Source organism: Bradyrhizobium sp. USDA 4011 (assembly GCF_054063415.1).
Map to the genome: position 1 here is coordinate 2,803,116 of NZ_JBSSGG010000001.1, position 13,216 is coordinate 2,816,331.

The window sequence follows — 13,216 nt, forward strand, 5'->3', positions numbered from 1 at the left end:
AGCTGAGCGTGCAACTCAGCCGAAAAGATGGCGGCACACATTCTCGATGCGCGAACGCATGCGCAAAAAATACGCTGCAGCTTTTAGTTGATCGACCGTGCGCCTTTGCGACTGCTTCGATCAGGGCTCGTTGACGAAGCTCAGCCTGCCGACAGGTTTCAGTGTCTTTGCATCAAATGTGCGGATTTCTGTTGCACCGCCTATATCGATCGTCAGCACCAACCGTTCGCCGGCGACGCCGGTTGCGACGATACGGGCGCCTTTCGGCAGCGCAGCAGTGACGTCTGATACGGAAACGGGGCTTCCCTCGCTGCGATAAAGGCGGTAGCCGATGGCGATCAACACGACGGCCACGGCCAGGGCCGAGGTCAGGCCCGCGATCAGCATCATGCGCCGCACCCGTGCGATCAGCGCGGCCTGGTCGGGGGTCGGTTCGGTCACAGCGGTGTCGGTCATCACAAGGCTCTATCTTTGCAACAGGTCGATTTGAATCAGGTCTCTTCGAATGGCGGTCGGAAGCTGGAGGTCATCGTCGCGGGCGACGAGGGCTCGGCCCGGCTCGACCGCGTGCTCGCACAGCGCACCGCGGAGCTGTCGCGGTCCCGGCTGAAGTCGCTGATCCTCGCCGGTTCCGTGGCCGTCAAGGACGCCGTCGTGCGCGACCCCGCTTATCATGTCGCCAAGGGCGATACGATCATAATCGACATTCCGGAGGCCGTGCCCGCCGAGCCTCAGGGCGAGGCCATCGCGCTCGATATCGTGTTCGAGGACGACGACATCATCGTCATCAACAAGCCGAGGGGCCTCGTCGTGCATCCGGCGGCCGGCCACGCCACGGGAACGCTGGTCAACGCGCTGATCGCGCATTGCGGCTCGAGCCTGTCGGGCATCGGCGGGGTCAAGCGGCCGGGCATCGTGCACCGTCTCGACAAGGACACCACGGGACTGATGGTGGTTGCCAAGAACGACCACGCCCATCAGTCGCTGACCGCGCAATTCGCCGACCACGGCCGCACCGGCCCGATGGAACGCGGCTACATGGCGTTCGCCTGGGGCGTGCCGAACCGGCCCCACGGCACCATCGACGCGCCGATCGACCGCCATCCGCATGCCCGCGAGAAAATGGCGGTGCGCCAGAGCGGCCGCGAGGCGATCACCCATTTCGAGGTGCGAGAGAGTTTTGCCGGCCGCGACGGCAAGCCGGTCGCCTCGCTCTTGGCCTGCCGGCTCGAGACCGGCCGGACCCACCAGATCCGGGTGCACCTTGCCCATCTCGGCCATCCCCTGATGGGCGACAGCGTTTACGGCGCCCACTTCAAGACCAAGGCCGGGCAGCTCAGCGTGGAAGGTAAGGACGCACTCACCGCGCTCGATCGGCAGGCCCTGCACGCCTATCTGCTGGCTTTGGAACACCCCCGGACCAGGGAACTTTTGCACTGGGAGTCGGCCTTGCCGGAGGATTTGCTTCTCCTGCAGCGCGCGCTGGCAGCGGCGGTATGACGCACCCCCTACTGAAAAGACTTGCCATGACAATAGGTTATGGCTGCCACACGGGGACGTGACGTCAGCAATCCTTCCCTATCACGGACAGTTTGGTGTATGTTGCACCTGCGTTGAATATCCAACGCGGAACATCGCAGCCTGGCCGGCTTTAACCCAGCGGCCACCTGCCGGGCCCGCCGCTATCGGGGGCCTGAACCACTGGAGGGCGCAAGTAATGGCCCGTACAGCTACGTTGCCGGTCCTCAATGGAGAATCCGGCCTCTCTCGATACCTCGCCGAGATCCGCAAGTTCCCCATGCTGGAGCCCCAGCAGGAGTACATGCTCGCCAAGCGTTGGCGCGAGCACGATGATCGCGACGCGGCGCATAAGCTTGTCACCAGCCATCTCAGGCTCGTGGCCAAGATTGCCATGGGCTATCGCGGCTACGGCTTGCCGATCTCCGAGGTCGTCTCGGAAGGCAATGTCGGCCTGATGCAGGCGGTGAAGCGATTCGAGCCCGAGAAGGGCTTCCGTCTCGCCACATACGCCATGTGGTGGATCAAGGCGTCAATACAAGAGTACATCCTGCGTTCCTGGTCGCTCGTGAAGATGGGCACCACCGCGAACCAGAAGAAGCTGTTCTTCAACCTTCGCAAGGCGAAGAGCAAGATCTCCGCGCTGGAAGAGGGTGATCTCCACCCCGACCAGGTGAAGCTGATTGCCAAGCGCCTCGGCGTGACCGATCAGGACGTGATCGACATGAATCGCCGCCTCGGCGGTGACGCGTCGCTCAACGCCCCGATCCGCGACGACGGCGAAGCCGGCGAATGGCAGGACTGGCTGGTCGACAACTCGCCCAACGCCGAAGCCTTGATGGCCGAGAGCGAGGAGTTCGATCATCGCCGCCAGGCCCTGAACGGTGCGATCGGCGTGCTCAACCCGCGCGAGCGCCGCATCTTCGAGGCGCGGCGCCTGGCGGATGAGCCGATGACGCTGGAAGACCTCGCCGCCGAGTTCGGCGTGTCGCGCGAGCGCGTGCGGCAGATCGAGGTCCGCGCGTTCGAGAAGGTGCAGTCGGCCGTCAAGGGCACGATCGCCCGGCAGGAAGCCGCACTCGAAGCCGCGCACTGATCGCGCGGCGACAAGCCAACAGACACGAAAGCCGGCGGCAACGCCGGCTTTTTTGTTGGCCACGCGCCAGCGAACCGCCTCCCGGATGAGTAGGCTTGTCGTAGGTCGTTTGCGGGTGTATGTGCTGCCGCCCGGCGCCAACCCGCGCCTGTTCTGTTCAACGCTTTCAAGGGAGGCGGCATGAAGTTTAGATCGATACGTCCCGACCGCCGCCGCCCATCTGTGATCGGCTAGCGGTCACGCGCTGAACGCCGCTTCGCGGCCGTTCATCCATTCATCCAATTTGGCTACGAGGGGCGTGATGCAACACGGCGTCGCGCCGTGTCGTCATGTATTTGCGGTTCGTTACACCGCTCATCCACCCGCACAGCCGCGTGGAGAGCGGCTTCTTTCGTGCGTCCTGGTATATCCACCGGAACGGCTGTCCGGATTGGATCCGGCAGGAACTTTCGGAGCAGTTCAACTGGTTCGGACAGCATCTACCGATTCCTGGCCGCATCGCGCGGCACTTCAAGCGGCGCGACTCGATCTGGGGGATTTGCTGGTTCGACCCCGACGCCCGCGAAGCGATCAGCCGCGCGCGCTACTGCGCCTGGCTGCTTGAGGAGGGCGGCCTGCCGGTGCGGACGATCACCACATCGCGCCAGCGCGAAGTGCTCTGGCGCGATGCGCACCAGATCGTCACTAAGCCGTCAGCCGACCTTCCCAAGGCATTCTCCTGAACAAAGCGTTTGCCTAAACAAAGACCTTCCCCTCAACAGGGAAGGTCCCGGCCGCGGAAGCCAAATCCCCCGCTCGCTGCCGACGAATGTACGCATCAGCTCGAGAGCGCACATGACCGGCGCTGTCGAGATGCCCGCGGCGGACCGTAGTGAGTTATTGGGCATCGGCCATCTTCGGTCGAGGTGACAGCAACTGCAGGTTCGTTGCCGAAGGTCGATCCGACGGCGACGCCGGGTCCGGCGTTGAGGCGGTGTAGGGCGGCGCTCCCTGGGATGGTCGATGGGCAGCTTGTGCCGGAAGCACGATCACTTTCGCGCCGACCTTCACCCGGTCATAGAGGTCCACGACGTCCTCATTGGTCAGCCGGATACAGCCGGACGAAACCCGCTTCCCAATCGTATCGGGCTTGTTGGTGCCGTGAATTCTATATTCGGTATCGCCGAGATACATCGCCCGGGCGCCGAGCGGATTGCCGGGACCCCCTGCCATGAACCGCGGCAGATAAGGCTGGCGCGAAATCATCTCTGCCGGCGGACGCCAATCCGGCCATTCTGTTTTGCGGGCCACGGTCTGTTCACCGGACCATGTGAAACCTTCGCGGCCAACGCCGATGCCGTAGCGCATCGCCTGTCCGTCGTTCAGAACCAGGTAAAGGAATGTGTTTCCGGTATCGATGACGACGGTGCCCGGCGTCTGGTGGCTGACGTAGTCAACCACCTGCCGAACAAACCTTCCGGGAGCGTCAGCGGCTTTTGGTGTTTCGACCCGGGGCGCTGGGGCCGGGATTGGAACCGGAACTGACGCTGCTACCTGAACTGGCGCCGATACGCGAACAGGCGTCGATGGCGCAGGACTAGATGGCGCCGGGACCTGGTGCGCGGCTTGCTTCCGTATCGGTTGAACGCTCGCCGGCCGCCACAGCAAGCCGTACCCCAATGCGACAGCCGCCACGGCGCCAATTGCAACTCTTCCGATCACCGGCAGCGCGAGCGCCTCAGTCTTCCTGCGTTTGGCCCGCTTTGCCATGTCTTTTCTTTCCCCCGATCCCTGTGCTTTCGAACAGGTACCCAGCAAATTTTAACAAGCTTCGAAGCGATTTCGCTCAGGCTGGAAATCACCAAGCGTCGTTAACGCCAGTTCGGCTGTAGGATGGGTGGGTTTCCGCTTCGTCCCGAAGCGGGCGTCCTGGATTTTAATGAGTACGTGCCCTACTCGCCCCACCGCCGCGCCATGGTCGCGAGCGCGCAGCCTTCGCAATAGCGGGCGTCCTTGAAGTCGATCCAGTTGTGCGCATAGACGCGCTCCAGCGGGATGCCGTAACGCGCGCGCAGCAGCTTCACCAGCACCCGCCAGGCGGCGATCTGCGCATCGGTCGGGCCCTTCGTGACATCGGGAAAATTGCCGGCGAACTCGACGCCGATCGAGGTGTCCTTGTTCACCTGCCGATAGGTCTTGTTGTTGTCGATGTATTTGTTGTCGTTGCGGTCGGCGCCGTTGGTATGGGTTGGGACCAGATTGTCGGCGACCGCCCAATAGACCGTGCCGTCAGTTTCGACCCAAACCATCACGCCGCGGCGGGTCGGGTTCTTGTGCTGCTCGGCGGCACCATTTCGCGCCGAGCCGGCCGGGCCTTCGGTCTGGTGCACGATGATGTTGCGCCACGGGTGGGATTTGGCAACATCGCCCCATGGCGACAGCCACACCACCTTCAACCCGGGAATCTCAGGCGTGCCCTGCGATCGCGCGATCGCTGCAAGATCGGTTTCGGCCGATGCGGCGGAGGACAGCACGAGCGCAAGGAGTGTGGTGAGCAGGCGAGGCATCATCACGGAGAGATCCAGTGTGGCCCCTCGTTAGCACGCTCACGCGCGCTTGCGCAGGGTCTCCTCCACGAGAGCGGCCATCTCGGACGGCAGCTTCGGCTCATAGGTCGCGTAGCCGTTCTTGCCGCCCTTCTTGGCGTCGTAGAGCGCATGGTCGGCGGCAGCGACCAGGCGGTCGGGATGCAGGCCGATCTCGCGGGTCCATTGCGCAACGCCGATCGAGACCGCGATCGGAATGTCATTGCCGGTGCACTGCTCGGCGTCGGCGCGGCAGACCTCCAGCACGCGGCGGGCAATCATGGCGCCCTCGCGCAGCGTCGAGGACGGCAGCACGATGCAAAACTCGTCGCCGCCGGTGCGGGCCAGCATGTCGCCCGGGCGGAGCCTTGTCTGCGCCATCAGCGTGAAGTGCTGCAGGCAGGCGTCGCCGGCGGCATGGCCATGGGTGTCGTTGATGCCCTTGAAGCCGTCGAGGTCGATCACCAGCAACGCGAACGCCTCGCCGTTGCGGTCGGAGCGCGCGCATTCCTCAGTCAGCCGCTGCAACAGATGGCGGCGGTTGCCGACGCCGGTGAGATCGTCGAGCAGCGCGAGGTCGGCGACCTCGTTGCGCAGCCGGTCGATCGCCATCAGCAGGAAGCCGAAATTGAGCGCCATCGACAGGAACACCATCAGCAGGATCACCAGCGACTGGCTCGCACTGAAGCGAACGAAGGAGAACTCGCCGGGCTGCAGCAAGGCGCCGACGAGGCGCAGCGCATAGATGCAGATCAACACGGAGGCGACGATGCCGGCAAGGCGCGCGCCAGGGTTGACGCGGCCGTTCTCGGGCGACAGCAACAGCTTCAGCGTCAGCGCAAACGGCGTGACCTGGGCGACGGTGTAGACCAGGATGCGCATCGGCATGCTGTCATAGGCAAAGATGAAGAAGCCGAGGCCGGCGAAGGCGAATGCGGTCGACAGCGCGGTGCTGCGCCAGCCGACCGGCTTGCCGTAGAAGCGCTCGACGCCCATCGCGGCAAGGCCGGCGGCGAACACCATCAGCGTCCCTGCCGCAAGCAGCGGCAGCAGCGAGTCCGTCATCATCACGCGAAGCATCGCGCAGGCGGCGCCGGCGGACGCGACGAAGGTGGACGCGGTCCAGAACCGCGCCGCACCGAAAGCTGGATAGCTGCGCGCGACATAGGCCCAGATCAGGCCGAGCGCGAGAAAATTGATAACGAATACCGTCCAAAGCGTCGGAACGCTCAACATCGCCCCTGTTCGAGACCCGTATCGGCCTCGCCTCTCCTGAAATGACCGTCCGCCCCTGGGGCGTTTCTCCCGCTGGCAATCCCCGTTGCCTTGCGGGACAGGATGCGGCCGCGCCGCTTAACGGACTCTCACCCGCCACGCGCCAATCCGCGCTGTGGTTTTGAATTGATGAAGATCGGCGCACCGGCCGTTTGCGCGTCGTTAAGCATGACGGATGCGACGCCGCCGCGACGCGTGACACGCGCACACTGGCGAAAAACTGGCGAAAACACGTAACAGCTGTGGATAACACGATGACAGCGCAGTGACAGCACGCGGCAGCAGCCTCCGAATCTGCTGAGTTTGATACTGAGGATGTTGCGAGGCTGGCCCTCCGCCAAGCATGCCTCGGAGTCGCGTTCAATCCATGAAACCTTGAGAGGATACTATGGCTAAGAAAGCGAAGAAGGCGAAGAAGGCGAAGGCGAAAAAGGCCACCAAGAAGAAGGCCGCCAAGAAGTAACCAATTTCTCGCCCGGGTAGCGGCTCCTGCCCTGCCCGGGCACCCGATCCGGACCATCCAGGCAGGGACGCAAGGCAGCAGGCGCAAGGCCTGCTTTTTTATTGCCTGCCACAGGGCGCGAGGGAATGCGAACTCAGCGCTCCGCGAAGGCGAGCTTGGCGCCGAGCAGGGCAAAGCCCGCGGCAAAGCTGCGCCGCAGCCAGGCCATCACCTTCGGCCGGGTGATGACGCGGTCGCGCACCGACGCCGCGAACAGCCCGTAGACCGCGAACACCGCAAAGGTCATCGCCATGAACACACCGCTGAGCTCGCCCATCCGCGCCAGCGGGTGGGGTTCGTCGACGGCGATGAACTGCGGCAGGAAGGCCAGGAAGAATATCGACAGCTTTGGATTGAGAATGTTGATCAGGATGGCGGTCACGATCACCCGCCCGCTCGAGCGCGGCTTGATCTCGGTGTCGACGGCGAGCGCACCGCGCTCGCGCAGCGCCTGCCAGGCCATATAGAGCAGATAGACCACGCCGCCCCATTTCAGCGCCGCGAACGCCATGGCGCTGGTGTGCAGGATGGCGGCAAGGCCGAGCATCGCCGCGATCATCTGCGGCACGATCCCGAGCGTGCAGCCGAACGCCGCCGCCACGCTCGCGCGTGAGCCCCGGGTCAGCGCCACCGCCAGGGTGTAGAGCACGCCGGTGCCGGGTGAGGCGACCACGATCAGGGTGGTCACCAGGAAGGACAAGGTCATTTCAATATCCCCGGGGAGATCGCCCGCAATATCACGTCCCACCCCCGGGGCGGAAGCAGCCACCAGCCGGCGGCCTTTTCCCCGTGCTGACAAATCCGTTATGAGGGCCCCGGTCCTGTCAGAAGCTGATCTTGTCAGAACCTGCGGACCCCGCCGCCGACAGCTCCGACGCTTTCATCTCGGCGACCCGGATGACATCCAACGGCGCCCAGGGCTTGGACCAGAACAGGGTGCCGTCAGGCAGGCGCTGCCGCAGCGGCTTGCCCGAGGTCACGATCACATCGAGATCGGGGCTGTATTTCTTCGCAACATAAGCGAGTTCGACGCCGGTCATGCTTCCGGCCAGCTCGACATCGGTCAACATCAGCACGACGCTGTCGCCGTTGCTCCGCAGCACCGATTCCGCGGCCTCCGCGCTCTCGCAGGAGATGACCTCGAACTCGCTCTCCTCGAGCAGCAATTCGATCATCTGGCGCTGCATCGGGTCGTCTTCGACAACCAGGGCCTTCGCACGACAGGGTCTCGATTGTCCCATGGCTGGCCTCCCTTGGGTTGAATGCCTCGGTTTGAGAGTGTGACGAGGGTCAAACACCTGGGCGCTGGATAGTTCGGTTCCAATCTGAGAAAAGTTGGGAAACCCGCCGTGTTCCTCATGGCTCCCGCCACCCCTCGTTGAGATGGAGCTGACCTGACATGACCGCGATCTCTGGATCTGCCGCCGCCGTAACCGGGGCCGCCAGCGGCATCGGCCGCGCGCTCGCGCATGAACTGGCGCTGCGCGGTTGCGATCTGGCGATCGCCGACCGCGACGAGGCCGGCCTGCAGGCCGCCGCCGCCGAGATCGCCAAGGCGAGCCCGCGCAAGGTCACGGTGCATCGCCTCGATGTCAGCGAGCTCGGGCAGATCACGGCATTTGCCGAGGCCGCCGGCGCCGCCCATCCCGGGCTCAACATCGTCGTCAACAATGCCGGCGTCGCGCTGCTCGGCCAGTTCGACGAGATCGAGCAGGCGCAGATGGAGTGGCTGTTCAACATCAATTTCTGGGGCGTGGTGCACGGCAGCCGCGCCTTCCTGCCGCTGCTTTTGCGGCAGCGCGAGGCGCATATCGTCAACGTCTCCTCGATCTTCGGCATCATCGCCCCGCCCGGCCAGAGTGCCTACTGCGCGGCCAAGTTCGCGGTGCGCGGCTTCTCGGAGAGCCTGCGCCACGAGCTTGCGGTGGCGAATAGCCCGGTCCGGCTCTCCGTCGTGCATCCCGGCGGCGTCGCCACCAACATCGCGCGCAACTCGCGCACCGGCGCCGGCATCACCGACAATGCCCGCCGCGCCGAATCGATCGAGCGTTTCGACGCGCTGGCCAGGACCACGCCGGCCGCAGCCGCGCAGCGCATCATCGCCGGCATCGAGAAAAACCAGCCGCGCATCCTGATCGGCAAGGACGCCCGCTTCATGGACCTGCTGCAACGCTTCCGTCCTGCGACCTACTGGAAGGTGATGCAGCGGATGATGGAGAAGACGGCGGCGCGGCGGCTGGCGCGCGAGGCGCCGAGGGCCGGTTGAATGTGCGGCGTCGCGGGGGTAGCCCGTGCATATAACCAGTGTCGTCCCTGCGAAAGCAGGGACCCATACGCCGCAGCAGGCGTAGCGAGCGGGACTCGTCGTTCCGACATCGCGCAACAAGCAACATTTGTGGTTATGGGTCCCGGGTCAAGCCCGGGACGACACTGAGGATGTTGCGCGGCCCGCGGGTCCATACACCTGCGTGCGAGTCACACATCCTGCGAAGCCTGATCATCCCAACTGCTTCTTCACCCCAAGCGCCAGCCGAAACAGCGGATCGCTCCGCTCGGACGGATAGAGCGCGCTCTTCGTGACCTGCGGGAAATTGTCGTTCTTCCAGAACGACGCCGGCGCGAACGAGAATTTTGCGACCAGCCGCCGGCCGAAATCCATCTCGTAGGGGAAATAGTTTTCCCTCTCGTCGGTGCCGGATACTTCAGGATATTCGCCGAGCAGATAACCCTCCTGGATATGCGGCCGCACCGCCGCGGGCGGGCAGACGCTGGAGAGCCGCACGATCTGCAGGCCGGCCTCGGCGCTCGCGGTGATCGCGCCGCTGAGGTTCGGCACGCCAAGCACATAGAGGAAGGCGGTGCCGGTCTCCGCCAGCGACGCAAACGACGCCGCGATCCGGATCGAATGGGTGACGTCGAGCAGCGGCGTGGTGCAGACCTCGTAGTGCTGCAGGATCGACCAGCGCAGGATGCGATGCCGCTTCAGCCGCTCCAGCCCGAGCAGCTTTGCTTTCGCGTATTCCGCAATCAGGATCTGCTCGGCGCGGGCCAGCGCCGCGAACCGCGCCGCCAGCGTCTCGCGGTCCGGATTGCCGCGGCCAGCCCGGAACAGCGTCGGCTTCAGCGACGAGTTGCGCTTGACGTTCCTGAAATCGGCGCCCTGGCCGCGGAACAGCAGCACATGGTCGCGGTTGAGGAATTGCAGCTCGGCGATCTTGGTCGCGAGCTCGAGATAGGAGCCGACGCGATGGCCCGGCCCCTCCCGCACCGCCGCGTTCTTCGCGATCTGGCATCCGCGGCGGTCGAAGAACGACCAGATTTTTTGGCTGCCGATGGTTTCCATGCCATCACCCGGCCATGTCAGCCGTCATTGCGAGGAGCGAAGCGACGAAGCAATCCATCGTCCCCCATATGTTGAAAGATGGATTGCTTCGCTTCGCTCGCAATGACGGCAGACGCAAAAGCCGCGCCCCTCACCGCCCGATGAGCTGATCGGCAAAATACCCGATGGTCTTGCGATAGATCACCGCCCTGTTCCACTCGCGCATCGCCTCGAAATTGGCGCTGCCTTCGCCATAGGGCGCGCCCATCTTGAAGCCGTTCGAGTGCAACAGGTTCGCGGTCGAGGCCAGCACGTCGGGCACCGAGTGGCGCAGATCGACATGGCCGTCGCCGTCGAAATCGACGCCATACTTGATGTAGGACGACGGCAGGAATTGCGTCTGGCCGATCTCGCCGGCATAGGCGCCGATCATGTCGTTGAGCCTGAGGTCGCCGCGCTGCAGGATCTTGAGCGCAGCAAGCAGTTCGCCCTGGAACAGCTCGGTGCGGCGGCAATCATGCGCCAGCGTGGCGAGCACGCGGAACACCGGCAGCTTGCCCATGTCGCCCTTGCCGAAATCGGTCTCCAGCCCCCAGATCGCGACCAGGATCTGGCGCGGCACGCCGTATTGCTGCTCGATCTTCGAGAGCAGCGCGGCGTGCCGCTGCAACATGGCGCGGCCGCCATTGATGCGCCCGGCGCCGACGCGGGTTGCGACATACTGCTCGAAGGTCTTGTTGAAGGTGTAGCGCTGCCGCCGGTCGAAGGCGAGCACCCCGCCGTCCTGCTGCACCCCGCCGAGCGCCTGGGAGATCACGTCCTGCTGGATGCCGGCCGCGGCCGCCTCCTGCGAGAACGACTGGACGAAGGTGGGGAAACTGCCGCCGCAGCGGGCGGCATAGGAGGGGGTGGCAAGCAGCAAGGCGCCGAATACAACCGCCAAACGACACCTGAGCATGCAACAATCCCTCCTGCTTCGAATGGCCGATGATGCCACGGAGCAAACGAGGCAGTCAAAGCGTCGGCACCGACGCTCAACCTTCCGCGCTATCTCAACCGTCCGCTTCGTGGGCGGCGCCTGATACCGGTAGCGGTCAGTCGTGATAGCTCTCCTTCCAGAGACGCAGCGTAGAGCATAAGCTCACCTTCAATGAGGAAAAGCGTGGTCTCTTTAAGAAAGGACAGCGCCGGCTCGTCACCGGTCTCGTCGTGACGCCGGTCGGATCAATCTCGGTTGGAAGAGAAAGGAAGAGATTGATTTCATCAATGCTCCATAGGTCATCGAAGGAGCTACTGAATCAGATGGAGCGCAGCCGCTTGAAAGGACTACTAGGCTTTTGTGTTGCCAATGAACCTGCTTTCCTCGGGAGGATGCGAGCGAAGTATGGCGACCAGGTCGTTGATTCTGCCTTACGATTTCACGCGCCCAAGCGTAGTGAGATACTTCAGGTTGAGTAAGCAGGCCAACCTCGGCAAGTAGGGATGGCATGCGATCCGCAGCTTTCCGACCTCGTCGCATCGGCATCAGCATTCTCGCAGGTCAATGCCTGCGGCGCATTGACCAAGTTGACCAGCGTTGCCGTAGATCACGGTCGCAGCGCGGCGGAGTTGTGCAGATTGCCCTCAATCCTTGAGCTGCCGCTCCAGATCGACGAAGTCGATCTCCGCCCAGCGCTCGGAGATCCTGCCGTCGTGAATCCGCCAGAACGTCATGCCGCGGAATTCGACGTGGCGACCGGTCGGGGCAATGCCGCGCCACGGGCTGCGGTGCCGGCCGCGCCAGACGAAGCGGCCGGCGACGATGTCGCGCTCGGCCACAAGGCATTCCGCCACCACCGACAGATCGGCAAAGGTCTCGTGCATGGCGGCCGCATGCGCGGTCACTTCCTCCGCGCTCATCCGCTTGCCGACGGCATGGTCGAAGAAATCGAACGCCAGCTGCGCGCGGATCGCATCGGGATCGAGACGATTGGTCACGGCGTCGCAATGCGCGAGCACCAGCGCCTTGTTGGCGTCGAGGGTGGCGTTGGACATCGGCGGGGCGCCTTCGATCAAAGGAAAAAGTTGCAGAAAAGGGAAGATGCGCCTCATACGCGAATCGGACCGGACGGTGCAAGTGACGAAGGTCAGAAGAACCTCAGCTTTCGGCCGGCGCGCTTTTCTATTCCGAAGCGAAAGTCGGTCGCCGAGACCAGCCCCGATGCGCTGATCGCGATCCATGCGCGCGAGAGCCTCGACCGGACGGGGCGATGCTGCTCGCCGGCGGCCTCGAATACGGCCAGCCCGGGCCGATGCCCCTGCCCGGCACGAAGACCGAGATCGAGGCGATCGCCAAGCTCGCCCGCGCGCGCGGCGCGCCGGTCGAGATGCTGACCGGGCGCGGCGTCAGCGAAGCTGCGCCGCGCGAGCGCGTGGGCGGCGTTCGTGCTGTTCGAGGGCTGAGGCGCGGGCCTCATATTTACGGCGCAAGGGCTCTCCGCCGCCGAATCATGCAGGGCAGATCGGCACGAGCGGCAGGTAATTTGCTTTGACAGCGGCGGCCTGATCGGGGACAAGCCGCCCATGCCGAAAAAACCCGGGACCAATCCCAAAGGCGAATTTGCCTTCTTCAACGTCTTCTATGAAGACGGCTCGCAGCGCTCGAACCGCCGCGTGCCCTCGGAGCTGCTGGGCGGGCTGGACGGCGACGAGCCGGCGCGCGCCTTCCTGCGCGAGCAGGACCGCGAGATCGCCGAAAAGGGCGGCCGCCCGCCGCTCGAGATCAAGACCATCGAGCGCGTCGGCGCCAAGAAGAAGTAGCGGCGCGCGCGAAGTTTTCGCGCCCCATCAGCAGCGGAGCAAGCGGCACCCCTCTCCCTAACCCTCCCCCGCAAGGGGGGGAGGGAACCCTTCCACCGGTGCCTTACTCACTCGCCATCAATCTTCAGGCTTCGCACAAG

Annotated in this window: 15 protein-coding genes; 6 read left to right on the forward strand and 9 right to left on the reverse strand. The window is 64.3% G+C overall.

Translation table 11 applies throughout. The features are described from left to right. Nucleotides 1-120: 120 nt before the first annotated feature. The gene (locus ACVW1C_RS13115; RefSeq protein WP_456758781.1) at nucleotides 121-456 is read right to left on the reverse strand and encodes a hypothetical protein; all 336 of its coding nucleotides are present in this window, start codon (nucleotides 454-456) and stop codon (nucleotides 121-123) included. A gap of 63 nt (nucleotides 457-519) precedes the next feature. Between ACVW1C_RS13115 and ACVW1C_RS13120 the strand changes: the two genes are divergently transcribed. The 3 genes from ACVW1C_RS13120 to ACVW1C_RS13130 all read left to right on the forward strand — a co-directional run bounded on the left by ACVW1C_RS13120 (nucleotide 520) and on the right by ACVW1C_RS13130 (nucleotide 3,336). Further along, nucleotides 520-1,500 carry an RluA family pseudouridine synthase gene (locus tag ACVW1C_RS13120; RefSeq protein ID WP_456763068.1) on the forward strand — a complete coding sequence of 327 codons (981 nt, stop codon included), beginning with the start codon at nucleotides 520-522 and terminating at the stop codon, nucleotides 1,498-1,500. Nucleotides 1,501-1,717: 217 nt separating this feature from the next. Continuing rightward, nucleotides 1,718-2,614 carry an RNA polymerase sigma factor RpoH gene (rpoH, locus tag ACVW1C_RS13125; RefSeq protein ID WP_024581019.1) on the forward strand — a complete coding sequence of 299 codons (897 nt, stop codon included), beginning with the start codon at nucleotides 1,718-1,720 and terminating at the stop codon, nucleotides 2,612-2,614. 329 nt (nucleotides 2,615-2,943) lie between these two features. Then, on the forward strand, nucleotides 2,944-3,336 hold the full coding sequence (locus ACVW1C_RS13130) for a hypothetical protein (protein WP_456758782.1): 393 nt from the start codon (nucleotides 2,944-2,946) through the stop codon (nucleotides 3,334-3,336). Nucleotides 3,337-3,490: 154 nt separating this feature from the next. On the opposite strand, the gene ACVW1C_RS13135 is transcribed toward ACVW1C_RS13130, so the two are convergent. The 5 genes from ACVW1C_RS13135 to ACVW1C_RS13155 all read right to left on the reverse strand — a co-directional run bounded on the left by ACVW1C_RS13135 (nucleotide 3,491) and on the right by ACVW1C_RS13155 (nucleotide 8,196). After that, nucleotides 3,491-4,363 carry a L,D-transpeptidase gene (locus ACVW1C_RS13135; protein WP_456758783.1) on the reverse strand — a complete coding sequence of 291 codons (873 nt, stop codon included), beginning with the start codon at nucleotides 4,361-4,363 and terminating at the stop codon, nucleotides 3,491-3,493. Nucleotides 4,364-4,545: 182 nt separating this feature from the next. Further along, the gene (locus tag ACVW1C_RS13140; RefSeq protein ID WP_456763069.1) at nucleotides 4,546-5,163 is read right to left on the reverse strand and encodes a peptidoglycan recognition protein family protein; all 618 of its coding nucleotides are present in this window, start codon (nucleotides 5,161-5,163) and stop codon (nucleotides 4,546-4,548) included. Nucleotides 5,164-5,199: 36 nt separating this feature from the next. Continuing rightward, nucleotides 5,200-6,414, reverse strand: a complete 1,215-nt coding sequence (locus ACVW1C_RS13145) for a GGDEF domain-containing protein (RefSeq protein WP_456758784.1) — start codon at nucleotides 6,412-6,414, stop codon at nucleotides 5,200-5,202. A 635-nt stretch (nucleotides 6,415-7,049) separates the two neighbouring features. Continuing rightward, nucleotides 7,050-7,661 carry a LysE family translocator gene (locus ACVW1C_RS13150; RefSeq protein WP_456758785.1) on the reverse strand — a complete coding sequence of 204 codons (612 nt, stop codon included), beginning with the start codon at nucleotides 7,659-7,661 and terminating at the stop codon, nucleotides 7,050-7,052. Nucleotides 7,662-7,779: 118 nt separating this feature from the next. After that, a complete protein-coding gene (locus ACVW1C_RS13155) occupies nucleotides 7,780-8,196 on the reverse strand; it encodes a response regulator (protein ID WP_456758786.1) in 417 nt (138 codons plus the stop codon). 158 nt (nucleotides 8,197-8,354) lie between these two features. On the opposite strand from ACVW1C_RS13155, the gene ACVW1C_RS13160 reads away from it, so the two are divergent. Next, the gene (locus tag ACVW1C_RS13160) at nucleotides 8,355-9,221 is read left to right on the forward strand and encodes an SDR family NAD(P)-dependent oxidoreductase (RefSeq protein WP_456758787.1); all 867 of its coding nucleotides are present in this window, start codon (nucleotides 8,355-8,357) and stop codon (nucleotides 9,219-9,221) included. Nucleotides 9,222-9,452: 231 nt separating this feature from the next. On the opposite strand, the gene ACVW1C_RS13165 is transcribed toward ACVW1C_RS13160, so the two are convergent. The 3 genes from ACVW1C_RS13165 to ACVW1C_RS13175 all read right to left on the reverse strand — a co-directional run bounded on the left by ACVW1C_RS13165 (nucleotide 9,453) and on the right by ACVW1C_RS13175 (nucleotide 12,311). Then, complete coding sequence (locus ACVW1C_RS13165) at nucleotides 9,453-10,298, reverse strand: FRG domain-containing protein (protein ID WP_456758788.1); 846 nt, start codon at nucleotides 10,296-10,298, stop codon at nucleotides 9,453-9,455. A 130-nt stretch (nucleotides 10,299-10,428) separates the two neighbouring features. Next, on the reverse strand, nucleotides 10,429-11,235 hold the full coding sequence (locus tag ACVW1C_RS13170) for a lytic murein transglycosylase (RefSeq protein ID WP_456758789.1): 807 nt from the start codon (nucleotides 11,233-11,235) through the stop codon (nucleotides 10,429-10,431). Between the two features lie 665 nt (nucleotides 11,236-11,900). Further along, nucleotides 11,901-12,311 carry an ester cyclase gene (locus ACVW1C_RS13175; RefSeq protein ID WP_456758790.1) on the reverse strand — a complete coding sequence of 137 codons (411 nt, stop codon included), beginning with the start codon at nucleotides 12,309-12,311 and terminating at the stop codon, nucleotides 11,901-11,903. A 215-nt stretch (nucleotides 12,312-12,526) separates the two neighbouring features. On the opposite strand from ACVW1C_RS13175, the gene ACVW1C_RS13180 reads away from it, so the two are divergent. Together ACVW1C_RS13180 and ACVW1C_RS13185 are read left to right on the forward strand one after the other, a co-directional pair. Then, nucleotides 12,527-12,808 (forward strand): hypothetical protein, encoded by a 282-nt coding sequence (locus tag ACVW1C_RS13180; protein WP_456758791.1) that lies wholly within the window; start codon nucleotides 12,527-12,529, stop codon nucleotides 12,806-12,808. A 31-nt stretch (nucleotides 12,809-12,839) separates the two neighbouring features. Further along, a complete protein-coding gene (locus ACVW1C_RS13185; protein WP_092124162.1) occupies nucleotides 12,840-13,076 on the forward strand; it encodes a hypothetical protein in 237 nt (78 codons plus the stop codon). Nucleotides 13,077-13,216: the final 140 nt, after the last annotated feature.

Excerpts from the sequence above, each read along its gene's own strand:
- ACVW1C_RS13145 (WP_456758784.1), bottom strand. The coding sequence starts at position 6,414 with ATGTTGAGCGTTCCGACGCTTTGGACGGTATTCGTTATCAATTTTCTC.
- ACVW1C_RS13155 (WP_456758786.1), bottom strand. The coding sequence starts at position 8,196 with ATGGGACAATCGAGACCCTGTCGTGCGAAGGCCCTGGTTGTCGAAGAC.
- ACVW1C_RS13140 (WP_456763069.1), bottom strand. The coding sequence starts at position 5,163 with ATGATGCCTCGCCTGCTCACCACACTCCTTGCGCTCGTGCTGTCCTCC.
- ACVW1C_RS13150 (WP_456758785.1), bottom strand. The coding sequence starts at position 7,661 with ATGACCTTGTCCTTCCTGGTGACCACCCTGATCGTGGTCGCCTCACCC.
- ACVW1C_RS13135 (WP_456758783.1), bottom strand. The coding sequence starts at position 4,363 with ATGGCAAAGCGGGCCAAACGCAGGAAGACTGAGGCGCTCGCGCTGCCG.
- rpoH (WP_024581019.1), top strand. The coding sequence starts at position 1,718 with ATGGCCCGTACAGCTACGTTGCCGGTCCTCAATGGAGAATCCGGCCTC.
- ACVW1C_RS13115 (WP_456758781.1), bottom strand. The coding sequence starts at position 456 with ATGACCGACACCGCTGTGACCGAACCGACCCCCGACCAGGCCGCGCTG.
- ACVW1C_RS13160 (WP_456758787.1), top strand. The coding sequence starts at position 8,355 with ATGACCGCGATCTCTGGATCTGCCGCCGCCGTAACCGGGGCCGCCAGC.
- ACVW1C_RS13180 (WP_456758791.1), top strand. The coding sequence starts at position 12,527 with ATGCTGCTCGCCGGCGGCCTCGAATACGGCCAGCCCGGGCCGATGCCC.
- ACVW1C_RS13185 (WP_092124162.1), top strand. The coding sequence starts at position 12,840 with ATGCCGAAAAAACCCGGGACCAATCCCAAAGGCGAATTTGCCTTCTTC.
- ACVW1C_RS13165 (WP_456758788.1), bottom strand. The coding sequence starts at position 10,298 with ATGGAAACCATCGGCAGCCAAAAAATCTGGTCGTTCTTCGACCGCCGC.
- ACVW1C_RS13170 (WP_456758789.1), bottom strand. The coding sequence starts at position 11,235 with ATGCTCAGGTGTCGTTTGGCGGTTGTATTCGGCGCCTTGCTGCTTGCC.
- ACVW1C_RS13130 (WP_456758782.1), top strand. The coding sequence starts at position 2,944 with ATGTATTTGCGGTTCGTTACACCGCTCATCCACCCGCACAGCCGCGTG.
- ACVW1C_RS13175 (WP_456758790.1), bottom strand. The coding sequence starts at position 12,311 with ATGTCCAACGCCACCCTCGACGCCAACAAGGCGCTGGTGCTCGCGCAT.